The sequence below is a fragment of the Micromonospora sp. WMMB235 genome, assembly GCF_001855515.1.
In the GTDB taxonomy this organism is placed as follows: domain Bacteria; phylum Actinomycetota; class Actinomycetes; order Mycobacteriales; family Micromonosporaceae; genus Micromonospora; species Micromonospora aurantiaca.
In genome coordinates this window covers 1,965,836-1,989,729 of the sequence record NZ_MDRX01000001.1, presented here as the reverse complement: position 1 = coordinate 1,989,729, position 23,894 = coordinate 1,965,836, and the positions used below count along the sequence as shown (strand labels likewise).

Annotated in this window: 19 protein-coding genes; 8 read left to right on the top strand and 11 right to left on the bottom strand. The window is 66.2% G+C overall.

The annotated features are described in order from the left end of the window. Window positions 1-441: 441 nt before the first annotated feature. Window positions 442-2,742, bottom strand: coding sequence for a tetratricopeptide repeat protein (locus BFV98_RS31850; protein WP_176921684.1), 2,301 nt, complete (start codon window positions 2,740-2,742; stop codon window positions 442-444). A 506-nt stretch (window positions 2,743-3,248) separates the two neighbouring features. Here BFV98_RS31850 and BFV98_RS07865 point away from each other — a divergent pair. Continuing rightward, window positions 3,249-3,911, top strand: a complete 663-nt coding sequence (locus BFV98_RS07865; protein ID WP_041798974.1) for a hypothetical protein — start codon at window positions 3,249-3,251, stop codon at window positions 3,909-3,911. Between the two features lie 731 nt (window positions 3,912-4,642). Here the strand turns inward: BFV98_RS07865 and BFV98_RS07860 are convergent. Beyond that, on the bottom strand, window positions 4,643-5,593 hold the full coding sequence (locus tag BFV98_RS07860) for a hypothetical protein (RefSeq protein WP_143025317.1): 951 nt from the start codon (window positions 5,591-5,593) through the stop codon (window positions 4,643-4,645). A gap of 170 nt (window positions 5,594-5,763) precedes the next feature. Between BFV98_RS07860 and BFV98_RS31845 the strand changes: the two genes are divergently transcribed. The 3 genes from BFV98_RS31845 to BFV98_RS07850 all read left to right on the top strand — a co-directional run bounded on the left by BFV98_RS31845 (window position 5,764) and on the right by BFV98_RS07850 (window position 11,396). Continuing rightward, the gene (locus BFV98_RS31845) at window positions 5,764-8,682 is read left to right on the top strand and encodes a hypothetical protein (protein WP_143025316.1); all 2,919 of its coding nucleotides are present in this window, start codon (window positions 5,764-5,766) and stop codon (window positions 8,680-8,682) included. 1,042 nt (window positions 8,683-9,724) lie between these two features. Next, complete coding sequence (locus tag BFV98_RS07855; RefSeq protein WP_244879749.1) at window positions 9,725-10,045, top strand: hypothetical protein; 321 nt, start codon at window positions 9,725-9,727, stop codon at window positions 10,043-10,045. A gap of 568 nt (window positions 10,046-10,613) precedes the next feature. Continuing rightward, complete coding sequence (locus BFV98_RS07850) at window positions 10,614-11,396, top strand: IS5/IS1182 family transposase (protein WP_071095663.1); 783 nt, start codon at window positions 10,614-10,616, stop codon at window positions 11,394-11,396. Window positions 11,397-11,798: 402 nt separating this feature from the next. Here the strand turns inward: BFV98_RS07850 and abc-f are convergent, their stop codons facing one another. Both abc-f and BFV98_RS07840 read right to left on the bottom strand, forming a co-directional pair. After that, the gene (abc-f, locus tag BFV98_RS07845; RefSeq protein ID WP_030274352.1) at window positions 11,799-13,454 is read right to left on the bottom strand and encodes a ribosomal protection-like ABC-F family protein; all 1,656 of its coding nucleotides are present in this window, start codon (window positions 13,452-13,454) and stop codon (window positions 11,799-11,801) included. A gap of 105 nt (window positions 13,455-13,559) precedes the next feature. Then, window positions 13,560-14,420: an SDR family oxidoreductase gene (locus BFV98_RS07840; protein WP_030274350.1), complete on the bottom strand. Its 861-nt coding sequence runs from the start codon at window positions 14,418-14,420 to the stop codon at window positions 13,560-13,562. Window positions 14,421-14,550: 130 nt separating this feature from the next. Here BFV98_RS07840 and BFV98_RS07835 point away from each other — a divergent pair, with 130 nt between their 5' ends. Beyond that, entirely contained in the window at window positions 14,551-15,162 is a 612-nt protein-coding gene (locus BFV98_RS07835) for a TetR/AcrR family transcriptional regulator (RefSeq protein ID WP_071095660.1), read from the top strand. An 84-nt stretch (window positions 15,163-15,246) separates the two neighbouring features. Here BFV98_RS07835 and BFV98_RS07830 read toward each other — a convergent pair whose 3' ends face one another. The 3 genes from BFV98_RS07830 to BFV98_RS32215 all read right to left on the bottom strand — a co-directional run bounded on the left by BFV98_RS07830 (window position 15,247) and on the right by BFV98_RS32215 (window position 17,187). Next, window positions 15,247-16,773 carry an FAD-dependent monooxygenase gene (locus tag BFV98_RS07830; RefSeq protein WP_030274345.1) on the bottom strand — a complete coding sequence of 509 codons (1,527 nt, stop codon included), beginning with the start codon at window positions 16,771-16,773 and terminating at the stop codon, window positions 15,247-15,249. Between the two features lie 118 nt (window positions 16,774-16,891). Next, on the bottom strand, window positions 16,892-17,041 hold the full coding sequence (locus BFV98_RS32220; protein WP_176921683.1) for a hypothetical protein: 150 nt from the start codon (window positions 17,039-17,041) through the stop codon (window positions 16,892-16,894). Next, on the bottom strand, window positions 17,041-17,187 hold the full coding sequence (locus BFV98_RS32215; RefSeq protein WP_176921682.1) for a hypothetical protein: 147 nt from the start codon (window positions 17,185-17,187) through the stop codon (window positions 17,041-17,043). The genes BFV98_RS32220 and BFV98_RS32215 overlap by 1 nt, the downstream gene beginning before the upstream one ends. 297 nt (window positions 17,188-17,484) lie before the next feature. Between BFV98_RS32215 and BFV98_RS07825 the strand changes: the two genes are divergently transcribed. The 3 genes from BFV98_RS07825 to BFV98_RS07815 all read left to right on the top strand — a co-directional run bounded on the left by BFV98_RS07825 (window position 17,485) and on the right by BFV98_RS07815 (window position 21,124). Continuing rightward, complete coding sequence (locus BFV98_RS07825; protein WP_071095658.1) at window positions 17,485-18,099, top strand: TetR/AcrR family transcriptional regulator; 615 nt, start codon at window positions 17,485-17,487, stop codon at window positions 18,097-18,099. Window positions 18,100-18,400: 301 nt separating this feature from the next. Next, window positions 18,401-19,810, top strand: coding sequence for a glycosyltransferase family 2 protein (locus BFV98_RS07820; RefSeq protein ID WP_013477295.1), 1,410 nt, complete (start codon window positions 18,401-18,403; stop codon window positions 19,808-19,810). Window positions 19,811-19,900: 90 nt separating this feature from the next. Beyond that, a complete protein-coding gene (locus tag BFV98_RS07815) occupies window positions 19,901-21,124 on the top strand; it encodes a glycosyltransferase (RefSeq protein ID WP_013285612.1) in 1,224 nt (407 codons plus the stop codon). A 140-nt stretch (window positions 21,125-21,264) separates the two neighbouring features. Here the strand turns inward: BFV98_RS07815 and BFV98_RS07810 are convergent, their stop codons facing one another. The 4 genes from BFV98_RS07810 to BFV98_RS07795 all read right to left on the bottom strand — a co-directional run bounded on the left by BFV98_RS07810 (window position 21,265) and on the right by BFV98_RS07795 (window position 23,657). After that, complete coding sequence (locus BFV98_RS07810) at window positions 21,265-21,825, bottom strand: NADPH-dependent FMN reductase (protein ID WP_013285613.1); 561 nt, start codon at window positions 21,823-21,825, stop codon at window positions 21,265-21,267. A gap of 11 nt (window positions 21,826-21,836) precedes the next feature. Next, window positions 21,837-22,772 (bottom strand): ROK family protein, encoded by a 936-nt coding sequence (locus BFV98_RS07805; RefSeq protein ID WP_013477294.1) that lies wholly within the window; start codon window positions 22,770-22,772, stop codon window positions 21,837-21,839. An 8-nt stretch (window positions 22,773-22,780) separates the two neighbouring features. Then, a complete protein-coding gene (locus BFV98_RS07800) occupies window positions 22,781-23,134 on the bottom strand; it encodes a DoxX family protein (protein WP_013285615.1) in 354 nt (117 codons plus the stop codon). 91 nt (window positions 23,135-23,225) lie between these two features. Next, entirely contained in the window at window positions 23,226-23,657 is a 432-nt protein-coding gene (locus BFV98_RS07795) for a type II 3-dehydroquinate dehydratase (RefSeq protein ID WP_013285616.1), read from the bottom strand. Window positions 23,658-23,894: the final 237 nt, after the last annotated feature.

Below are 23,894 nucleotides of genomic sequence, written 5' to 3'. Positions count from 1 at the left end.
CCGAAGAACGACCAGGGGCCAAGCGGACACGCTCATCCGTTCCCGACGATCCAGAGACCCACGAAGACCAGCGACCACCACCGGTGGACGGAGTTGCCGAACAACCGCGGTTGGCCGCTGGAGCCCAAGGAGGGGGAAGGGGTGGAGGTGGTGAAAGGGGTTGAAGGGTGAGGGAGGGCGGGGTTAGAGCTGTGCCTCCGGCGGGGGCCAGACGACTCCAGGATGGAGTTGCCGAACGGTTTCGGCGGGTGGGTGGTTGAGGTGGGATGCCGTCCCGCCAGCCACCGACCCAGGCAAGCCGAGCAGACCAGGGCCAGGGCGACAAGGTCGTACGTCCGGTAGGCGCTCCACCTTGTCACCCTGGCCCTGGCCCGCTCCACCAAAGTGTGGGTCGGCGGCAGACGGGATGGCGGGAAAGCCTAGGCGCGGTGCTTCCTGTCGTCAGTTGAAGTACTCCACTTCCATACCGTGATCCCGTATCTGCTCGAACTCAAGCCGGTCGCCATGCAATTCGAGCAGATCTTGGAGGTTTCGATATGACATGTAATCGCCCGACTTAACGACATCCTTGCAGGTTTCGATCGCTTCTGCAAACCGACCCTGTCGAGCCAGGAAATTTACGAGGGAAATGTCTGCCCGTTCTTCTGGGCGTCCATCGTTGCGTAAAATGCGCTCTGCCTCAGCCAAGTCACCTTCCTTCTCTAGCTGTCTGGCGAGCGAAGACGACACATATTGGATCTTTCCGAGGACGCCACGGAGGTATTCCTTGGCGCGCTCGGGATTGCCCGCCTCTAGGTAGTGGTCCGCGAGCATCCGACCGCAAGAGGCGCACCCCTGAGCGTAGCGATCATTCAAAAGCTCAATGGCCTCCGTCGTTCGCTTGGCGCTAAAGAGGAATCGGGCCAGATCTTCATGAATCGAAACGCTGTTGTCGCAAGCTTCTACGCCGCGCCTAAGCGCAGACTCTGCGGCGTCCGTGTCGCCAAGCGAGGAGTGGAGGCGCTCAAGAATGTAGTAGCTGTACCAACTGCTCCTGTATTCAGAATCGTTCTCTATGAGACTATGAACTTGCGAAACACCTCGGCGCAGGACGGTCAAACATTCTTCGTTTCTGCCTCGTTCCGCAAGGAATTCCGCGAGCATTAGAAAGACCTCTAGCTCGGAGGAGTCAAGCGACCCCCACATTACTGCTTCGGCCTCGTCGAGCCTCCCACGTTTGATCAATTCTCTAATCAGTCTCGATGGTTCAACATCGTCAGCTCTTACTCCTTGATATAGGACCTTTAGCATTTCTTCTTCATCGCCTTCGGCATTCCTCCGCTCCAGTGCCTCCGCCAAGTCCCCGAAAGCGTATTCGTCGCCAAGGGTTAGTGCTTCTCGCAGCAGTGCGATCGACTCATCAAGGCGGCCCCGCTCGGTAAGCATTGCGGCGAATCCGATCCTCGCCTCAGGGGCATTGGCCGCGACTGCAGCCAGGTAGAAGCGCTCTGCGGTAGCAAAGAGTGTGCGGTCCTTGGCGCTATGCGCCATTTCGAGGAGAGCGTCAGGATTAGTCGTGTTTCGAAGGTATATGTCCCACACGGCCTTCGGGGGAAGTGTGGAGCGGCGAGAATTGGTGCCGTACTGCAGTAGATAATCCGCGACACTCACGGCGTTAAACTCGCCGGGAAGGCATTCGCTGCCCTCTGGCATTAGGGCCGATGTCGCTCCTAGTAGCAGCGCGGTGGCGTACTTGAGCGAATCTTCGAACCAACTCGGACTTGCTTGAGCTCTCTCCGAGCTGGTCAAGTAGGCCGGTGCAAGATCGCGCAAGAGATCTAGAGAGACAGGGCTAGGCGTACCGAGCCTGACTGCGTCGATCGCCGCTGTGATAAGCGCTGCTTTGTAAGAATCAGGGGCAGCCGTCCACCGGCGTACCAACTCAGGCGCGGCCGCCAAGAACTGAGTCATGCCGTAGTCTTTTTCCTCAAGCGCTAAAGCGATCCTTGAGTCAACTCCTGCAACCACCCCGGCCCGCCGCCGTTCCGCAGTGGATAATCTGTCTGGAACCTCGACTATCTCTGCCAGTCGTAGTACTTCCCGCTCTCGAATATGGCTGCCATAGTCCATTGGCGACTCGGTGTAAAGCGCGTAACGATCTGGCCAGATAGTTCCCACGAATATTGTTGGTCCTTCACCTCCCAGCAGCTTCCGTACCGTACTAGGGTCGAGTCCGTTCTCTCCGGACATGTAGTTCTGAATTTCATCAAGCCATACGATCGTCTGCGGAAGCGAGATTCCTGCCTGTGCGAGCTCCTTCAGCGTTGTGGCGTCTGAGGGATGCAGGAGTCTCCAATCTTCTGCAGTGGCGCGAATCGCCTCGTATAGCAGCCTAGTCTTGCCGCTTGACGATCGGCCGATAACTAGGACGAAGGCACCTTGTTTCATTCCCGTCGATATGAGGGTGCGAATGTCAGCGTCTGCGTCTCGGGGAACGTATGCGGGTAGGCTCGTGGGAGCCGACGTGCCGTCCGGTAGGCTGATCGACGAGTGCACCCCTAATCTGCGTGGGTTGCATTGAGCGACAGTCGGAAGTGCTGCTCGCGCACCGCGTTCTGCTGCTAGTACATCTTCAGCCTTCGCTTTCCGTGCTTCAAGCAACTCGCGCCTTCTGGCTCTAGACGCTCTCTCTGTCTCCAGGAGCTTGGATACCTCAGGCGCAAGGGCGGTAGCGAGTGCGATGACCACGGTCGAGAGCCACACCGGCCACCCAGCGCCCGCCCGACCAGCTAGCGTGCTACCGACAGCCAAGATCACTAGGGCTGCGGCCATCGTCGCAAGCCTGGCACCCGACCTCCATCGAGACTGCATTGCTCTACAGTGCCCTAGCGAGCCGATCTCGCGTTGCAGGCGCTCCGATCGGTCGTGACGCCACTGACGCACCCTGAAGGTGCGGTGGTGCTCGTCAGCAAGAAGTCAGCGGCACGGTTAGGTCCGACTAGGGCTGGACGGTCGTGGCCGGCGGTCGGCTCGAAGCAGTCAGCACTAGATAGCAACGGTTGCGGCGAGGCAGGAAACGCGGTTGGCGTTCACACCGGAGAGGCCGCTGGTTGATCCCAACAGTTGGTAGCGCCGCTAGGTGCCAGGGGCGGGGTTGGCCTGAGGGCCGGCACGCCCGAGCGGGCCCCGAGCCGGAGTACCCTAACGGATCTCCGCGCTAGAAGGGATACTCGCTTGAGTTATGGCTTCTACCCGCGTTCGCTCATCTCATGAGTGGCGAGGACTTCGACTGGCAGAACGCTCGGATAGGCGAGCTGTACCCACCAGTGGCGATCTTGGCGGAGATCGGCCGAGTGGCAATCGCGGCAGCACGAGTCGATCAGGAACTTGCTCTGGTGCTCGTCGCGCTCAAGGCACCCCAGCCGTTCGACGCGCTACTCAAGATCAATAGCTCTGGCCTCCACAAGAAGTTGATCGCGCGTGTCGGCGAGTTCTTCGAGGGGGAGCTTAGGGATTATGCGGAAGGAGTTCTTGCGACCGTCCGAGAGCGGCTTGAGGCTCGACATTCGGTTATGCACAGCATCTGGACGCCGGACGACAGACAGCGCCTGTTCGATGCAAAGGCATTGCAGGCCCTCGGATCCCAGGAGGACCTCGACGACCTGATTCGCCAGCGCGGCGAGACGGCCGCCTGGCGCACGCTCCATCCCAAGGCCAACGCGCCGGGTCCTCAGACGCTGGAGGAGCTCGAGAGGATCCGCATCGAGCTGGAGGAGGGACAGGACATGCTCACGGCCCTGCGCTTCACCCTTGCCGGCGCCCTTTTCGCTGGCAAGCCGGCCGGGGCTCGGAGAGTTCTGAACCCACGAGACCTGGAACAGGCGAACAGCTCGACCTTCGTGGGGGAGAACGGCCACCCAGAACCGCGGTAGAAATGCGGTGCGGACCAGGATGCACGGAGCCTGGCCGCACCTGAGCCCGGTTGAGTCACCGTGGGCGAAGGCCGCGGTGCGCCCGGAGAGCACGAGAAGGCAGCGTCAGCATTGCCAACAGCCGGCCAGACATACCAAGAACTAGCACGGCGGTCGTGGTTGAGGACGTGCGACACCACCAGATGCCAGCCGATGAATGCACCGCATCCGCGTTCGGGACGAAGCGTTCGGCGGGCTCCGGCTGGCCCTGCCTGCCCTGAAGCGGGAACCCAGCAGTACAGCAGCGGTGCACAGCAACCGCCGGAGCCGCAATAGCTACCAGGCGGCGACCAGGAGCTGTCCGACGTCGGTGACGGCCGTAGGAGATTGCATCGCCTGGAGCTACGGATGAGAAGGTTGCCTGACAGCCATCCGTACAGCCAAGCGGCCGACGGGCATGGCCGAGGGCGACGGAACGCGACACCGCGAGCAGGTCAGCGGCAGAGACCCACACCGACCGACCGCGGTCTTGATCTTTGTCAGGCAGAGGAGTGCGATCGCGCCCGTCGCGCGTCCAATGGACGGAGCCGAGGGCCAATCGGCGATCAGCCCCTGGCCGCGCCGGCCGGTACGGCTGCTGCGTCAGACGGGCGACCAAACGACCAACACCCATAGACAAATCGGTCGCAAGCAACCTGCGGTGCGGCGCCCCATGTCCACATATGAGGGTGGCCATCCCGACGAGGTGAGGCTCAGCAATACACAACGACTAGGCCGGCGACTCCATGGAACTCCTCCGGCGGCGGCTTGCCGTTAAGTACGTGCTGGACCGTGTCTGGAAGCCGGCGCCGAAGTCCGCGCATCACATATGGGTAGTAAGGGCGAGAAAAGTGACCGCTATCCAGCGGCAGGTCAGGGAAGATGATGTCGTCTTCAAGTTCGACGCGGTCGGCCACGGCGGCGCTGAGCTGGCCCATCCGCATCTCCGCCACCATGCGGAAAACCTCTTTGGCGACTAGCCGCGCTCCGACTTGTGGCGTGAGCAGAAGCCGCCGCAGCTCCATGTCGACATTGCAGAGGTTGAGATCCTGGATCGGTCGCGCAGCGAGGTCAGGATTTACGAGGTCCTCGAGCGGCTTCGAGTACAGGAACGTCCCAGTGGCTGCATCCCTCTGACTTGCGCCGAGCAACATCCCAGCCTGCAACGCGGTGATGACCGAGACGCTACGGCGCTTGCATGGGAGGCACTGAGACGTGTGGTCGTCCGCTTCGCAGCTGAGGCCGTAGCGGTGTTCGACGCCGCCGAAGTAGACGATGTATGCAGCCGGTACACCGAGGCGATCAGCAGTGCCAACCAGGCGGCGGAAATGCTCGCCATCGCCGTGCCCAAAGTCAAGCTGTGCATGCGGTTGTTGGGATTGACTGTGATGCAGTCGCTTTGCTTGCACCAGCAGCCCAAAGCATTCGCCGCTGCCGTCAACCCACCACCACAGCCAGTCTGCCCCTACCCGGTTCTCTTGCTTCCTACTGAAGTCGGCACATGAGATGTGAGGATGCGCATGGACCCAAAGCAGCTCCGAGACAGTCTCCTCGCGCCAGATGATGCCTGCGCGGTCTGCCCGGACCATATGATCTTCGACAGCCGAACGTGCATTCGCCAGGGCGGTAACGAGATCGGGACCTGGTGACTCGATCGGGATCATCATGCCATCCTGACAGGCCACCCAGCAGTCCAGCCAGTCCTGGAATTTGCCTGCTCGGCGCCTCTTGACTGCCTAGGCCAGTGTCCGGCTCAGCCAGCGCGATGCAACGTCGGCTAGAAGTATGTGTTCCCATGTAGTACCGGTAACCGAAACAAGCTAGGGTCGTATCAGTGACGCAGCGCTCCCGCTCCTTCGCCGCTTCAGGTGTGAACGCCATCTTCACCCGTCTTGTCGCTTTCGCGAAAGTTCTGGAATTCTTATATGCTTCGGTTCGTCGCAGAAGGAGCGCGGTGTCCGGGTGGGTTCGGGCAGAGCGAGTAGCGGCGCGGCCGTACCAGGCGAAACACTTCCTCAATACTTTGCGGTGGACTGAGTCCTGGTACCTCAGTTCTCTTCTCTTCGGTGCTGTTATTGCAGGTTCAACCGCCTTGCGGCAGCATTCCCCGGTATTTTTGGAAGACTGGGCTCCCTCGAATGCAGGTGAAGCCTTGGGCTTGGCCTGGCAGGTCCAGACGTCCATCGCTGCAATTGCATTCGCTGGGCTGGCGCTAATCATCCAGCTTGCGACAAACCCGCCCGTCGCAATCCGGAGCAGTCGGGAGGTCCTTTACCGGGAAACACTATTCCGCGGCTTGCTGCTGTTTGTGGGAATTAGTAATGTGACCCTCGGAATCGTTGGCACTTGGTTGGTTAGTGATGGTGCCCTGATCTTGTGTTTTGTGTTCTGCTTCGTGTTGCCCATCGGCTTCATCGGGTTCTCATACTTCCGGGCGGCGAGGTACTTTCTAGATGATCGAAAGGCTGCGGCCAGCGCCCTATCACTGCTTGAAGAAAAGCTTGCAAAGGGGCTTTATCTGCTCGACTTGCAAGCCGGGTCGAATGCTAGGCTAGGCGAGCTATTTCCGACGAGCAGTCCGATTAGGTTCGGTTCAAGGTTGCCTCATAATGTCCTCAGCGTAGACCTGGTGGTAGCTGAGAGCTTGGCCGTGATCGAAGACGTCGACTATCTCTCATTGAAGAGGGCTGGTTCCCGCATTCTGTCGCAGCTTCCAGCGTCGGAGCTTCCCGCAACTGAGGGTGGGGTGAGCCTTGTCAAGCCAGCGATCCATTCTGATGCTAACCAGTTGTTTCTGAGCCTCAACTATGCGATCGGCGAAACCGTTCACGCAGGCAGGCCAATCTTCAGTCTTGTATCCGGGGCTGCCATCAGTGACTCACGAGCGAGTTCCTTCGCCCGCGAGCTACGCCGCTGCGTCTCATTGAAAGAGGGCGGCAGGGAGGAGGATGGCCTCAGGGACGAATTGGTGACGCTGAAGGACAGCCTGCTCGTAGCGATTTCTGCCGGGACTACCGGGGCGCTTCGACGAGGGCTGGATGCGTACGAGAAATTGTTTGGACGGGTGATCGCAAGTCTTCACTCAAGTACCGAACCCACTACCCACTTCTTCTACGGGGCATACGGGCCATACTGGAGGTGGCTCCAACGAGATGTTCGCGAGGTCGCCTTGGCTGCTATTTCATCTTTGGGCGAGCGAGGGCTGTCCGTTGCGGTAGATAATGCGTACTCCTTGTGCCGCATGTCGTTTGAGGGTGGAGACTACGACGCCCTAAGGGAGTTTTTGTCGCTCTATCCCGCCTACTTGTACGCCGCCGAGGGTGCGGCCTCCATAGACTCGCCAGAGTACATAGCAGTTTCTCTGCAGAATCTTACTGACCTTTACATGCGAAGCAGGGTCGAGCGAAATCCGTCCGCCCAAGAGGTTGTAGACCGGCACGTGGCTGACGTATGGGCTGGAATGCTCCGCGTCTACGTCGATAGGCCGGATCCGGACTCTCTAAAACGTCTACTCGCCTACTTTGGCCATCCGATCTTATTCTCTTCGAACGTGAGGCGGTCCGGGGCGCGAGCGAAAGCGGCAACTCTGCTGGCCGTCTTTGGGTGGACGCTTTACCGTACACACAAACTTGGAGCCTCTGACGGGCTCAAGCAGATTGCGGCTGACTTGATTGAGTCGGTTCCTTCTCGCATGCTGTGGGAAGCGTACGCTGATGTGGTCGATGAGTCGGCTCGCATCCCACCATGGAGTAATTGGGAGATCTCGACCAAGGTCCCCCTTCAGTTTCACTTTGCGGAGTTTGACTCATATCTGGCAACTGGTGCGCTCCTGATGGCTGGACGAGTTGGTGCTTTCTGTGTCCCGACTGAGCCATCAACGGAAGATAGCGACCAGGCCGGCAGGTTGTTGGCTGGCTTTGACCTGGCCCGGACCCTCGGCGAGATTCTTCCCTCTTGTGCACTTGGTGACGGGCAAACGCTAAAGGATATCCTCAATGAAGTCATTGTGAAGCGCAGGGAGCGTGATAGGCAGTCGCTTCGGGTATCAACAATAGACAAAGAGAGGGTCCACCGATTTGTGGAAGCGATGAGATCCGCGCTTTTAGAGGAAAATACTAGAATCTCCTCGGTTTTTGCTGGTGAGGATTCAGTGGTGTCTGACGAGGATTCCTATGTCTACTTGAGTACGAGGATCCCAAAGGAGTACTTCGTATCAGTGCATGGAGAATCTGCGGATCCTGACTCGCTTGCTAGTAGCTATGCCCACGCCATTATCGCAGGCGAGAACAAATTCATCGTCAAGGCCATAGCTTCCCAGGTGCCATGGGAAGAGGGGACCGTCGATGCCATCGGGAGTGCAGTGGCCAGCCTCCGGTCTGAGGATGCACCGGAACTGTTTATTGTGGTTCTGAACTCCTGGACGCTTGCCGATGCGCTTGGTGTGGCAGATTGGTTCCCCGAAGGCAGTGCTCGTGCAGGCATTTTTCTCGATGTCGATGGACTTGGCGAGGGCTGTCTGGTGCTCGATCTTGCTCGTTCAAGGAACTTGATACGCCAGCCTCGTAAGCTGGACGGCTTGACCGATTGGGTAATTCTTCCAGACGTCGACGTCGCCGTTGCTGTTCGCGATGTTCAGGAAGATGTTGCGGATCCTGTTGTCGAAGTCGCCGTAGGCGTCGCACTCGAGTGGCTGGACCCGCCTGTCGGCGTTACGGCATTCCGTGTTCGTCCAACTCCTTCCGCGGACAACTAGTGGGCCACCTCGGAATTCCGGGCTGATTTTGCGGAGTCGTGCAGCGGCCCCTGGGGCCCGGCGACCTCAGTCCCGTTGCCCGCCAAGCAGGCCGACGGGGAGGGGTGCGGCCGCCATTGTGGGGCGGGATGTGCCAGGTGGATACGAGCCACGAGACCTCTGCCAGCACGTCACCCGATCCGGGGGTCTGCAGCCGCGGTGGCTTCTCCGGCAAGAAAGGCGGCGCCACGACCAAGGGCGATCGCTCGCTAGAAGGTCGGCGGTACAGCACTGCAGTACAGCAACCGACGGCACGAAGCAGGACCACGGTGACCGTCACCGAACCGTCGGCCAGCGGCGGGAGCCGTACCAGACCGCGTTGCCGATCTCTGGGGGTCAAGGGGTCGTCGGTTCGAATCCGGCCGTCCCGACGCAGGTCAGAGGGCTGATCCGGAAATCGGATCGGCTCTTTTCGCCGTTCCGGGGACCAAGATCAGTCAAGTTGAAGCGTGCCTAGCGCTGCTTGACCGTTGGTCAAGTTTCAGGTGCCTACCCGGGTCATTTGCCAAATTGCTCGTTCTCTGGATCAAGACGGCCCGCAAGTGGGCCGCGCCGGCTCGGCCTCGGCCTGTTGGCGGCGCAAGCGCCGGCATCGGCCGGCCACGCTGACGGAACCACCAAGGGCACAAGGGCTGAGGCGGGACGATCGGCGTCGGGCTTGCTCCCCGTTGAGGTTGGGGCGATCGGCTGCCGCGCTGCGGAGCTGCTTGCCCGCGGCCTCTCGTTGGTCGCCGCCTGCGGTTCAACGGCGGTGAGGACCAGGGCGTGACCCGTTCCCCCGGGTGCCCGATCCTCTACGCCGCCCGCCCGGCGCCAAGGGCGCTGCGCGTCGGCATGCCGGTGGCCTACGGCCACCCTTGACCCCGACCGGGCGCCGCAGTTCTTGGCACCTATCCGGGGGACGGGGGCAGACTGGCGGCTATCCGTCCGAGGACCTGGACGGTCTACGACAGCATGTTGATTCAGAGGGGCGGCCTTGGACGTGAATAGCGGCGAATCAACGGTGACCGTCCCGCTTGACCGGGCGATCGAGGTAGCTCGCTTGCTTGAGTGCCTCACCCGCTCGATTGACCGGATCGGTTCACGGGAGGCGAGCGGGACGGCAGACGCCGAGACCCTCGACCGGTTCATCACCGAGTGGCTGATCGGCCCTCAAGCGTCTCGGGCGCGAGGGGTCCTGTGGGATGCCATCAGCCAGGTAATCGGCGAGGAGGCGATAGAGGAAATCGCTGAAGCAGTGCCCAGTTTCCCGGACGCCCCTCCTGAGGAGGTGAGACGGCTTCGGCAGGAGATGTCGGCGCGGCAGAAGGTGCTCGGTGGGTAGCGTGGCGGCCAGCGGGGCAACGCAGGCCAAGCCAGGTGACTGCCAAGCAGCTTGCGGCTGTGTCCACACTTCCTAAAGCGTGCGCTGGTCATCGAGCGTGTCGGCGTCCCGGGGACCATGTAGGGACCACACGGCCTGCGCGATGGTGCGCGGTACGACGTCGGTCGAACGGCCTGATCTTGAGGATAGCGTGTGTGACGTGCGTGGACGTGTGGCGAATCGTCCTGGGGGTCAAGGGGTCGTCGGTTCGAATCCGGCCGTCCCGACCGGTTGACCTGGGGAGATGGAGATCTTCCCAGGTAACGGCGGTAACATCCGGTAACGAATGATCTTTGATGGCGGTAACCGTGCCGCGGGTTGAGGTCGTTCCCCCTCGGCGTTCACCGGCTTTGGCCTGCGGCTCCGCGCCAATGCCGGATGGGCCGGCATGTTGCCTCCTTGAGTGAACCTTTTCCAAGCTGATCTTGCAGCTCAGGAGGGGTGTGGCAGGCCCGGTGATCGATGGGTGCGAGGCTCCAGGTAGGACAGCTGTCGACCAAGACTCGAAGCCCCAACCGGGAGCCTCGCCATGCTGTCCTACCCCGCCACGATTCCGTTGTCCAGCCGCACCCTGAACCACCTCGCCGAACGCATCCGCGGCCACCGTCAACAGCGCCGATCCCGGTGGCGGCGCCTCGACCCCGGCCGGCAGGCGCTGCTCGCTCTGGCTCATCTGCGCAACGGCGACACCTACACCCGCCTCGCCGCCGGCTTCGAGATCGGTGTCGCCACCGCCTGGCGCTACGTGCAGGAAGCGATAGCCCTGCTCGCGACGGCCGCCAATGACCTGGCCACCGCCATGGAACGGATCCGCCGACTGGCGTACGCGATCCTGGACGGCACCCTGATACCGATCGACCGGGTCGCCGACCAGAAGCCGTACTACTCCGGGAAACACAAGCACCACGGCGTGAACGTGCAGGTCATCGCCGATGCCGCTGGCCGGCTCGTCTGGGCTTCACCAGCGCTGCCCGGCTCGGTCCACGACCTGACCGCAGCCCGAACCCACGGCATCATCGACGCACTGACCAGGGAAGACGTGATGACCTTCGCCGATAAGGGCTACCAAGGAGCCCGCGGCAGCCTGCGCACACCGTTCAAACGGCGCCGCTTCCGCCCGAAGCTGTCACGCCGGCAGAAGGCCGTGAACCGCGCCCACGCGCAAAACCGCGCTTGCGGCGAACGCGCGATCGCCACCCTCAAGACCTGGAAGATCCTGACCAAGCTGCGCTGCTGTCCACGGCGAGCGACCCCGATCGTGCAGGCCATCCTCGTTCTGCATCACGTCGAAGCCAACCGCTACGCAGGATGAAAAGGGCTCATTTCATATCGAGTGCCTTAGGTGTCGGCAGCTGCCACGACGCCGGGTGAGTGGTGTAGAAGCTGGCCCTGTGCCTGCCGAGGTTTCCATCCAGGCAGTTCAAGCGGCATGTCCGTACTCATGGAGGATGCCACCGACCGGTTACGTCGGTGGATGTGCAAGGCGGGCGAGCGTCCGGGGCGATGATCGGTTCGGGCAGCGGAGCGAGTGGCCGGGCGTTGGCGCGGTCCGTCCCGGCGGCGACGGCAGAACTCGGCTCACCTATGCGGGATTACCCGCCGATATCAGCCATGTCGTTCCGCACTGGAGCCGGCCCTGCAGGTTGATGACGTGCGGGTCGTTGCCCGGGTCAGCCAGGATGTGCTTGTGAACGACGAGCGGGCCCCGTCGTGGTCACACAGCGATGTGGGGCAGGGTCGCCCTGCCCGCCTTGAGCTCTAGGTGGGAGCCGGTGAAGGCAGCCCGCATGCGCCGGTCGTGGGTGACGATGACGAGCGAACCCTCGTAATCGGTCAGAGCATTCTGCAAGTCGTCTATCAGGTCTGGGGACAGGTGGTTGGTGGGTTCGTCCAGGAGCAGCAGATCGGCCGGTTCGCTGACCATGCGGGCGAGTTCGAGCCTGCGACGCAGTCCGGGAGAGAGAGCTTTGACCGGCGAGGCGAGATGGGTGGCGCGGAGCAGTCCCAGCGCGAGCAGCGCATCGGCGTGTTCGGCTGGATCTCCCGGTCGCCCTGCCGCGAACGCTTCCAGGACCGTGCCTGCGTTGTACACCATGCCGTTCTGCTGACGCAGGTGACCCACGCGGGGAGCCTGGCGGACTGTGCCGGTGTCGGGGGCGAGTTCGCCGGCCAAGACGCGCAGGAGCGTGGTCTTGCCCGCTCCGTTGGGTCCGGTCACCAGCAGGCGTGCTCCCGGTTGGATTCGCAGTGACTCGACGTACAGGCGCTCGCCGACACGCACGTCCGTCAGTTCCACGAGAGGGCCGGCGGTGCCGATGTCGGCAACGGTGACGTGGGCGGTGAACCGCAAAGGCGGCGGAGGCGGCGGAACTCGGTTCAGATGGAGCCGTTTCAGCCGTGCACGAGCGCCGCGGATCCTGCTCATCGCCCCGTGCGCCCGTGATCTGGCGCGAAACGCGCCCGCCCCGCTGAAGGCGGCCGGGGCCTTGCGCGGGATGGCGGCCAGCCGTTTCGCATGAGAATCAGCCAGCCCTTCCTGGCGGATCAACTCGGCGCGCCACTCCTGGTGCTCTCTCGCCCAGCGTGCCTTGGCCGCCGCCTTGGCCTCCAGGAATCCGGTGTAGCCGTTGCCGTAACGGTGAACAGTGGACAGATCGTGGTCTACCTCCAGGATGGTGGAGGTGACCCGCTCCAGGAAAAGCCGGTCGTGAGTGACCGCGATCAAGGTACCCCGGTGATTTCGCAGGTGGCTCTCCAGCCAGGCGACGGCCTGGTCGTCGAGGTCATTGGTGGGTTCGTCGAGGAGCAGCACCTCGGGAGCTGCGGCCAGGGTCACGGCCAGCGCGAGCCGGGACCTCTGCCCGCCCGACAAGGTGCCGAGCAGGCGGTTGCGGTCCAGTCCGGGCAGGCCGAGTGCGTTCAGCATGATCTCGACCCGGGTGTCGGCCTGATATCCCTCGCGGGCTTCGAACCGGGCGACCAGTTCGCCGTAGAGGGCCAGCTCGACGGGCGTGGCCTCACCCAGGCCGAACTCGGCCTGCCGTATCCGGCGCTCCAGGTCGCGCAGGTCCGCCAGCGCGAGATCGACGGCGTCGCCGACGAGGGCCGTTCCGGGCAGGTCCAGGGTCTGGGCCAGATAGCCGACGCCACCGGGCGCCGCGACGGTGACGGAGCCGTTGTCGGGTCGGCTTCGTCCGGCGAGCAGGCGCAGCAGAGTGGATTTTCCGGACCCGTTGTCGCCGATCACACCGACCTTTTCGCCGGGCTTGACCGTGAGCGAGACCTCGTTCAGCACGATCCTGTCGTCATACCGCTTGGTGACGCCGGACAGGGCGAGTTGAGTGTCGGATGAGGGATGACCGATGCGCATAAGCGTCCTCCTGATGTCGGCGCGGTCGAGTGGACTGTCGCTGCCGGAGTTGGCGGTGCGGCGGTTCTGGTGCCGGAAAGGCCGGTGTTGACGCCGGTCCTTCGGTCAACTAGCGATTTCGGGGGCGGGCACGGCGTGCTCGGCAGCGCGACTGACCTGCTCCCAGGCAGCCCAGGTCTCCATCCGCCGCTGGCAGATGTCGAAGGCCAGGTCGTAGACCATGCTGCCGAGCAGCAGCCGCAGCGGCGGGTCTTCACTGTCGACCAGCTTCAGCAGCGCGTCGGCGGCCAGACGCGGCTCACTGTCGATCGAGCCCTCGGCCCAGTGCTTTTCCAGCTCGGCGCGCAACGGGCCGTATTCCGCCAAGGCTGCCGTCGTCGTCATGCTGGTGTACAGGTTGGTCCAGTAGCCGCCGGGCTGGACGATGCTGAGCTTGATACCGAACGGCGCGGCCTCCGCCGCCAGTGCCTCGCTCATGCCCTCCAGCGCGAACTTGCTCGCGCTGTACATGCCGGTGCTCGGGAAACCGCCGAGGGCGGCGATGCTGGAGACCTGCACGATGTGACCGGATGACTGGGCCCGCAGGTGCGGCAGGACGGCCTGGCAGACCCACATCGCCCCGAAGAGATTGACCTCCAGTTGGGCGCGCGCCTCGGCCTCGGTGAACTCCTCGACCATGCCCGAGGACATGGTCCCAGCATTGTTCACCACGATGTCGAGCCGACCGAAGTGCTCGACGGCGGCGTTCACGGCGGCGAACACCGCGTCGCGGTCGGTCACGTCCAGGGGAAGGGCAAGTAGCCGATCTCCGTACCGGTCGTCGAAGTCCCGCCGGGCGATGGTGCGGGCGGCGGCGGCCACTTGATCGCCGCGCTCCAGTGCGGCGAGAGCGAACGCACGGCCCAGGCCGCGGCTGGCTCCGGTGATGAACCAGGTGCGGGAGGAGGCGCTATCCGGGGTGTGCATATGCAGGACTCCGATCGGCTGCGTTGATTAGACGAGACGGTCCGTCTCGTAATAATGGCGACGGTATCAACTCCCCTTGCGCTGGGTCAAGACGGACCGTCTCGTCTAGTTAGCTTGTTAGGGTTGCGGTATGACGACACACCGCACGTCCCCCTCCAACGCGACCCGCCGGAACGAAGCCTCCCGGCGGGCCATCCTCGCCGCAGCCTTCGAGCTGGTGCAGGAGGTGGGATACGCCAAGCTGAGCATCGAGGGCATCGCAGCCCGGGCGGGTGTTGGCAAGCAAACGATCTACCGCTGGTGGCCCTCCAAGGGGGCGGTCCTCTTCGATTCCTTCCTCATGCTCAGCGAGCAACCAGACGGCGGAGGGAGTGCCCTGCCCGACACTGGTGATCTGGAGGCAGACCTGAAGGGGGTACTTCGAGCCACGATCGAGGAACTCAACGATCCGCGCTACGACGAGCCGATGCGCGCCCTGAACACAGAGATCACCCATGATTCGACACTCGCCGCTCTCTACGCCGAACGGCTGGACAGCCCGATGAGAGAACTGAAGAAACAACGACTGCGCAGCGCCCAGCGGGCTGGGCAGCTGGCCGAGGACCTCGACCTCGACGTGGCCGTCGACATGCTTTGGGGGCCCCTGCTCAACCGATGGCTCCAGCGCAGCAGAGCGCTCACCCCCGACTATGCCGACAGTATCGTCGAGACCGCTCTCAACGGGCTGCGCCCGCGTCGCTGAGGCTTGCGAAACATCCCTTGAGTTCCTCTGGACGCCAAGGTCAGGGGCCCCGCATCCGTGAGCGTGGGCGATCTGGTCGTCGTTTCAGGGTGTGCCGAACCAGCCGGAGAGCGCTTCGCGCAGCGCGGGCGCGGCGGTGTCGGCGGGTTCATCGAGGGTCGCGGCCCAGGCGATGTGGCCGTCCGGCCGGATCAGGAGCGCGTCGGCCGGTCGATCGTCGGTCTTGGCGGTGTGGAGGTCGACGCGATGCCGCCAGTCCCGGGCGGCCTCGCGCAGGTCCGGCCGGTCGGCGAGGTCGAGGAGGGCGGGCCGCGCACCAGGCATGAGCTCCGCGAGGCTGGTGACGCCCTGGTCGGTGTGCAGGGTGAGGTCGGGGGCGAAGGTGCCGGCCAGCGGGTGGTGGCCGGCGCCGGGCATCGGGTAACGGATGTCGGTACCGGATACCAGCGCTCCCATGCGACGCAGCGGCTGCTCGTCGGTGAGCAGCTCGGAGAAGACCTCCCGCAGTGCTTCGGCGGCCGCGTCGTGCCCGCGCCGGAGTGCCACCTGGGCGCGGGTGTGCAGCATGGTTCGGGCGGCGGCCTGGCTGCGTTCGCCGTGGTAGGTGTCCAGCAGGCCGGGCGGCGCCCAGCCGTGCAGGTCGGCGGCCAGCTTCCAGGCCAGGTTGACCGCGTCCAGCATGCCGGCGTTGAGGGCTACCCCGGTGGCCGGGAACAGATGCGCCGCATCCCCGGCCAGCAGGGTCCGCCCGGCCCGGTAGCGCTCGGCTTGGCGGGCCTTGAAGGTGAAGCGCGACAGCCGAAGCGCCTCGGCGACCGGCAGGTGCGCGCCGAGCACGCGGCGGACGCTGTCCTGCAGTTCGGTGACGGTCATCGAGACGTCGTCGTCGTATTCGGTGTTCTCGTCTTCGATGGTGTAGACCGAGACGACCTTGGAGTCGGGCGATGAGCCGACGCCGAGCAGGCCGTGGTCCGTGCGGGTGAAACCGGCGCGGATGGTGCCGAAGCCGGGCACGTCGAGATCGCCGTTGCCGAGCACGGTCACCGTGTCGGGCAGGGTGACCTGGGCCAGCCGGTTGACCTCCGGATAGGTGGTGCCGGGGAAGCCAATGCCAGCCCAGTCGCGGATGCGGCTGCGCGCGCCGTCGCAGCCCACCAGGTAGCGGGCGTTGATCCGGTACGGCCCGTCCGGGCCCCGCACCTCCACGGTCACCGCGGCCTCGTCCTGGCTTACCCCGATCACCTCGTGCCCACGTTGGACGTCGACACCGAGTTCGCCGGTGCGTTCATCGAGCAGCCGCTCCAGCAGCGGTTGCGGCAGCGGCAGGGCGTGCAGCGGGGGATCCGGCAGATGGGTGAAGTCCAGGTGCACGCCGCCGAACGGGAACCGGGGGGCGAGGCCGGGGCCGGGGCAGGCGGCTTCGAAGCGTTCCAGTAAGCCCCGGTAGCGCAGCAGCTCCAGGATTTGCCCGCCGAGACCACCGGCCTTGGGGGTGTCCCGGCGCTGCGGCTGCCGCTCCAGCAGCAGCGGTCGCACACCGGCCAGACGCAGCTCAGCGGCTAGCATCAGCCCGGTCGGACCGGCGCCCACAATGACCACGTCGGCGTTCATCACTGGCGACTCCGCTCGTAAGCTTCCGTCGCATCCCCGCGTGCCCCGCACGCGGTCAACAGCACACGCACTTCGCTACTCCCCATTTCCGTGGATTCTGGCCTCGGTTGACGATTCCTCACCCAGCGGCGCGTTGCCGGGTGAGATCATGATGATTCATCTCGATCGATCTTTGATCGTGTCGTCCCGCCGTGTGCGCGAGGATGGCGGCGACCAGTTCCTCGTGCGCCTCCGGCGGCAGCATGTGGCTTATGCCGGCCACGATCATCAGCCGCGCTCCCGGGATCTGCTCGGGATGATCGTGCCGTGCCCCGGCTTGACCGGCTCGTGGCCGCCCTCGATGACCAGCGTGGGCGCCTTCACCTGGTGCAGCACCCCTACCGGCTCGAAGTCGGGCTTGGCCGCTGCGGCCATCCGGTGGTCGGCCGTCGCCGACAGGTTGCGGGCCGTCGGCGCACGGCCTTCTTCAACTCCTGGGCGTGGTCCTCATCGCGGCCCGCTCCTCGGCCGCGAATCCTTCGTGCTCACTGTTTTCGGTGCTGCTCATGGCAGATCACTCCTTGCGGATTTGATGAGGCGCATTCCTGGGCCCGCGGGTGGCGACATGCCACCACACTCCTCCATCGGCACGCACCGTGCCGATCGGGGCCTAATGTCGCACGCAGCCCGCTGCATTGTCAACGGCACGCCGTGTGCCGATAGGATCGCGGCATGACCGACACGCCTGCCACGCCACGGCGCCGGGGCGCTGCACGCACTGAAGAACTGCTGCGAGTGACCCTCGATCTGGCCGGGGAGGTCGGTTACGCGGGACTGAGCATCGAGGCGGTCGCCAGGCGGGCCGGGGTCGGAAAGCACACGATCTACCGGCGTTGGCCGTCCATCGCGGCCCTGCTGCTCGACGCGCTCAGCCTCGTGTGGACCAGCGATCTGGACTACCGCAACGCCGGGGACGTCCGTGCGGATTTGCGCGAACAGTTCCTACGCTCAAGCCTGGCCCTATCCAGCCCGCCGATCGGCCCCGTCTACCGCGGAGTCATCGCCGAGGCGCAGGCCGATTCCACGCTACGGGCGACCCTGCACGAACGGTTCCTGGCCACCGTCGAGCAGAGCACCCTCGACCGGATCACCCGCGCTCAGCGCACCGGTGAACTCGCCCCAGGAGCGGACCTGGAATTCGCCGCCGAGGTGCTATGCGGCACTCTCTACTACCGCTGGCTGCTGTCAACCCGCCCCATCGACGAGAACGCGGTCGACGGACTGCTGGACATGTTCATGGCCGCGTACGGCACATCAACTCGTTGCAGTGACCATGAGCGTTGTTGACGGCGTGGCCGCTACCGGCCATGGGCGCAGCAACTCACCACCGAACTCCTCGGCCGCGACAGCCGCAACCTGCCAGGCGTACGTGAGTTCGCCGGCCGAATCGGGTTGATCTAACCCTCTGCTTCCTATCGCGGCTGCTGCTCCTGCGCGTGGGTAGGTTCCGGTCAGGCGGCGACTGTCATGTCGGGACAGTGCACCCCTATAGACCCCTATTGATGCGTAAGGATGTCGTCGCGGAGCGTTATCGTCTGACGATGTCGCCGCCCCCCGACGGCAAGATCGTCTGACGGAGAGGATCGCCATGTCGCTGCCCACCAACCCTCCGGCGCTGAGCGTGGTGATGCCGACCTACCAGGATCCGCAGTGCCTCGCGCTGACCCTCAGGGCGCTGACCCGGCAGACGCTGCCGCCGGAACGCTTCGAGGTGATCGTGGTCCGGGACGGTGGCTCGTCCGACGGGTACGCCGAGGCGCTCGCCGAGGGTGCCGGTCTCCGCCTGCGCGTGCTGGAACTCGCCGAGCGCAAGGGCCGCTCCGTCGCCCGCAACGAGGGGGCGCGCCGTGCCTGCGCACCTCTGCTGGTCTTCCTCGACGCCGACTCGTGGGCGGTGCCCGACCTGCTGGAGCGGCACCTCGCCTGGCACAGCGTGCCCGGCAACGCGGCGGTGCTGATCGGCCGGCGGGACGAGATCGGCCTCGCTGACCTGCCGGCAGTGCTGGCCGGGGAGTCGCACGCGGTCGCACGCGCCTTCCCGCACGGCGGCGACCTGCGGTTCGCCACGGGGCTTCCCGACGACGGGGGCGAGTGGCTCCGGGCCGGCTGGGTCATCGCCTACACGCACAACATCTCGCTGACCAGCGCTCACTTCGCGCAGGTCGGTGGTTACCGCGAGGCGTTCGGTCTGAGCTACGGCGTGGAGGACGTCGAGTTGTTCTACCGCGTCGACCGCAGCCTCCCCGACGGCGTCAACTTCGGCTACGACGACGACGCCCGGGTCGTCCACCTGCCGCACCACAAGAACATCACCCGCAACTGGATGGAGATGAAGGCCAACTTCCAGCAGGCGGCCCGGCTCTATCCGTGCCTGGAGTGGGAGTTCCTTACCGCCGTCATGGGGTACGAGGCGATCCGGCGCATCCTGCACTATCGCGCGCTCATCGACGAGTGCGTCGAGCGGTCGGCCTGCGCCATCGGGCCCGCCGCCGCGCGCCTCGCCGGCCAGGTGCGGGGGCACCGCACGCTCTGGATCGGCACCGGCCGCGCCGATTCCGGGTTGCCCACCTCGGCATTGACCTACGACTACGCCGCACCCATCGGGCGGACCAACTTCCACCTGCTCGGCGTCGCCCCGCCCATGCCGCCGGGCAGCCTGGACGCGGTGATCAGCGTGGACTTCTGGCGGTACCTGCTGTGGCCGGAACTCTGCCAGTTCATCTCGGCCTCGCTGCTGCTGGCCGGCGAGGTCCACCTGGTCGCCACCGCCGACTCGACGCCGGGGATGTGCGCCGCCGACCCGCAGACGCTGGACTACCTGCGCCAGGCGCAGGCCGCGGCCTGCGCGGCCGAGCTGCGCGCGGTCGAGGGGCTCGGCCACGTACTGATCCTGCGGCCCCTCCGACCCGCGCCCGGCGCGCGCCGGGTACCCGCTCAGACCGCCGCCAGAGCGCGACCCGCTGCCCTGGTGCCGGGGCGCTCCACGACGCGGGGATAGCAGATCGACGGTGCGGCCAGGCCCGACAACGCTGTCGGGCCTGGCCCAGCCGCGCCCGGATCCGGGGCAAAAGACGGAAAGGCGAGTATCATGCGCGTACTGCTGTCGACTCTCGGGTCGCGCGGCGATGTCCAACCACTGGTGGCGCTCGCGTCGCGGTTGACGGCCCTCGGCCACCAGGTCCGCCTCTGCGCCCCGCCCGACTTCGCCCGCTGGGTGGCCAGCTTCAGGATTCCCTTCGTGCCCGTCGGCCCGCCCTGGCGCAGGTCGGCGGCGCCCAGGTCGCGGGCCGCCGTGCCAAAACCCTCGCCCGCGCAGGTACGCAAGCTCGCCGAGTCCTCCATCGGCATCCAGTTCGAGGTGCTGTCGGCCGCAGCCCGGGACTGTGACGTCCTCGTCGCGTCGACGGGCCTCCAGATCGCCGCCCGCACCGTGGCGGAGAAGCGCGGCATCCCGTACGTCTTCGCGGCGCTCTGCCCGGCGGCCCTTCCCTCACCCCACCACCCCCCGCTGCCGCTGCCGGTGTTCGGGGAGGTCCCGGCGCCCGCGTCGGCCGACAACAGCGACCTGTGGGCCGCCAACCTGCGGCACGTCAACGACACCTTCGCCGCGCCCCTCAACGCGCTGCGGTCGGCGGTGGGGTTGGGCACGGTCGACGACGTCAGCGACCACATCCACACCGACCGGCCGTGGCTGGCCACCGACCCGACCCTGGCACCCTGGCCGGACGTCGCCGATCCGGCCGTCTACCAACCGGGCGCCTGGCTCCTGCCCGACAAGCGGGCCCTGCCCGCCGAGCTGACGGCCTTCCTGGACGCCGGCGGGCCGTGCGTCTACGTCGGATTCGGCAGCGTCGCCGCACCCCCGGGTCTGCTGGAGACGGCCGTGCGGGCCGTGCGCGCGGTCGGTTGCCGGCTGGTCGTCTCCCGGGGCTGGGCGCCGCTCTCGCCGGTCGACCGGTCCCCCGACTGCCTGGTGGTCGGCGAAGTGAACCAGCAGGACCTGTTCCGGGAGGTGGCCGTGGTGGTCCACCATGGCGGCGCGGGCACCACGACCACGGCCGCGCGGGCCGGGACGCCGCAGGTCGTCGTACCGCAGGTGTACGACCAGCACTACTTCGCGCGCCGGGTGTCCGCGCTCGGCATCGGCACCGCACACCCCGGCTCCGTGCCGACCGTCGAGTCGCTGACCGAGGCTCTGGGCGCCGCGCTGCGGCCGGAGGTGGCCGCCCGCGCCCGCGAGTTCGCCGGCGTCGTACGCACCGACGCGGCGCAGGTCGCCGCGGAGCGGTTGGTCGTCGCACCGGGAGCCTGAGCGGGCAGCCCCGCCCCCCTGGCTCACGACCGGGCGGGGCCCGGCCACGGACCCAGGCGACCGGTGCCGTGCCGTGCCGAGCGGGCGGGTCGACGCTGGATGCCCGACCCCCGTCACCGGCCCGCGCAGCCGCAGCGGCGTCAGGCCCGGCGCAGCGTCCGCAGTGTGCCGGCCCAGGCGACCACCTCGTCGAGCATGGTGCCGAGGGCCTGCTCGTGGTGCGCGGCCGGCCGGAAGTCGCGGAAGTTGACGAAGTCGGTCGTCAGAGAGAGCGCGACCTGGGAGCGGACGTCGGCGACGCCGAGCTGCCCGAGCACCAGCCGCAGGTGCTCCGCCGCCCGGGTGCCGCCGTGCACGCCGTAGCTGACGAGTCCGGCGGCGGCGTGCTGCCACTCCTGGTAGAGGAAGTCGAGGGAATCCTTCAGTGCGCCCGGGATGGAGTGGTTGTACTCCGGCGTGACGAAGACGAAGCCGTCGAATCCGGCCACGGTAGTCGCCCAGCGGCGTACGGCGGGGCGTCGCGACGGCGCCATCGACGGTGGCAGCACCTCGTCGAAGTGTGGCAGGGCGTAGTCGGCGATGTCGACCAGCTCGACAGTGGCGTCGCCCCGCTTGGCGGCGACGTCGCGCACCCAGCGGGCCACGGCGTCGGCCTTGCGGCCGGGTCGCGTGCTGCCGACGATGACACCGATCCTGACCATGCTGCTCTCCTCTACGCGATGGGGGTGGGGCGCGCGGGAGCCGGCGTGCCGGTCAGGTCACGAGCCAGCTCCACCGCGCCGTGCAGGGACGACAGCCCGCCGAGGGCGGCGGGACGCACCGGTGGCGCCGGACGGCCGGGCCGGCCGGCGCGGCGTGCCCGTTCCGCGACGAGCGGCACGAAGCCGGGCAGGCCGGCGGCGAACCCGCCGCCCACGATCGCCAGCGCCGGATCGAGGATCTCGCCGAGGCTCACCACCGCCGCCGCCAGCGCCCGGCAGCTCTCCTCGACCGCCGCCACCGCCCAGGGCTCGCGCCCGTCGAGTCCGGCCCGCAGGTCATCGAAGCCCACCTCGCCGCCCCGGCGGGCGGCAGCACGGCGCAGGGTGGCGGGGCCGGACGCGATGGACTGGAGGCAGCCATGCCGGTCGCAGTCGCAGCGCTCACCATCGAGAGCGACGACCACGTGACCGATCTCGGCGGAGGACCGGCCCGGCACCGGCCGGCCGGCCAGTACGACGCCACCGCCGATCCCGGTGCCGACCCCCAGGTAGACCACGTCGTCCGCGCCGGCGCAGCGCGCCTCTGCAAGGGCGGCGAGATCACCATCGTCGGCGACGGCGGTTGCCGCGTCGGGAAAGAGGCGGCGCAGCGCGCCGGTGAGGTCGAGGCCCACCCAGCCGGGGCGCCCAGGCCAGGTGGTGACGGTGCCACCGGTGTCAGTGGTCGCCGGCATGGCCACCCCGACCGCGTCCACCGGTCCCCACCGGTCGCGCAGCCGGTCCACCTCGACGGCCAGCACCGTCAGGTCGGCGGCCGGGTCGGCAGTCCGGGGCCAGCGGAAGGTGCGGTCGTACGCCGGCTGCCCGGGCGCCTCCGCGCGCAACGCGACCTTGGTGCCGCCGACGTCGATGCCGAGGACGCCGCCGTGGCGCTGCGGACCGGACACGGCCGGCCTCAGCCCAGCCGCACGTGCAGGTAGACGAGCGCGAGGGCGGCCACGGCAAAGATCACCGGCGTCAGGATCGTCGCGGCCGGGTCCTTGGCCCGGGAGTGGTAGACGACCGCGCCCGCCATCTGCAGGGCGAGACCGATCGCCGCGGCGATGCCAAGGGGCGGCCAGAGCAGGCCGAGCAGCAGCCCGGCGACCGCGGCGAGTTCCAGCACCCCCAGCGCGCGTGTCAGCCCCGGCGAGACGCCGAGGTGGTCCATCCGCTCGCGCATCTGTGCCTGCCCGGTGAGCTTCGGCACGGCGGTGCCCACGAACACGGCGGCGAGGACGAGGGTCAGGACGAGGACGGAGATCTCCACGTGAGGTCCTTCGGGAAGAGTCGGGACGTGCGGACGACCGCGCTGCCGGCACGCCGGCGCCCACGGCATTGGACGGCGGGGTGCCCGGTCGTCATCGGACGGTCGCGGTGAGGGCGCGCGCGGCCAGCCGGTAGCCCAGCGCTCCGAGCCCGACGATCACCCCGCTGGCCAGCGGGGCGATCACCGAGTCGTGCCGGAAGCTCTCCCGCGCCCACACGTTGGACAGATGCACCTCGACGAAGGGCCGGGGGTAGTTGGCCAGCGCGTCGCGCAGGCTCCAGCCCGCGATCATCAGGGCGCCCGGGTTGACGATCGCGCCCACCGTGTCGTAGCTGTTCTGGATCGTGCGGATCAGCGCACCCTCGCAGTCGTGCTGCTCGGCGACCACACCCCAGCCCCGGGTGGCGACCTCCTCGCCGACGGCGCGTTGGATGTCGTCCAGGGTGTCGGTGCCGTAGATCTCCGGTTCCCGCCGGCCGAGAATGCCCAGGTTCGGGCCGTTCAGCAGCAGTACGTCCGACACGCTTCACCTCGTGGGGCACGGCCCTGGTCCCGCAGAGCCTGATGACTGGTCACCGCAGTCTTACTACGCCAACGGCTCCCGGCGAACCGGCGGCGCCCGAGGCGCGGGTGGACTAAGGGGTGGCTAGGGGCTGTTAGGGGCGGTGACCGCGTATCCGCGTCGGTTACCGTCCTCCCTGCTGAGCGACGCCGCCGGCTCCGGACGGAGGCGTCACGTACCGCGCGGCCATCCGGTGCT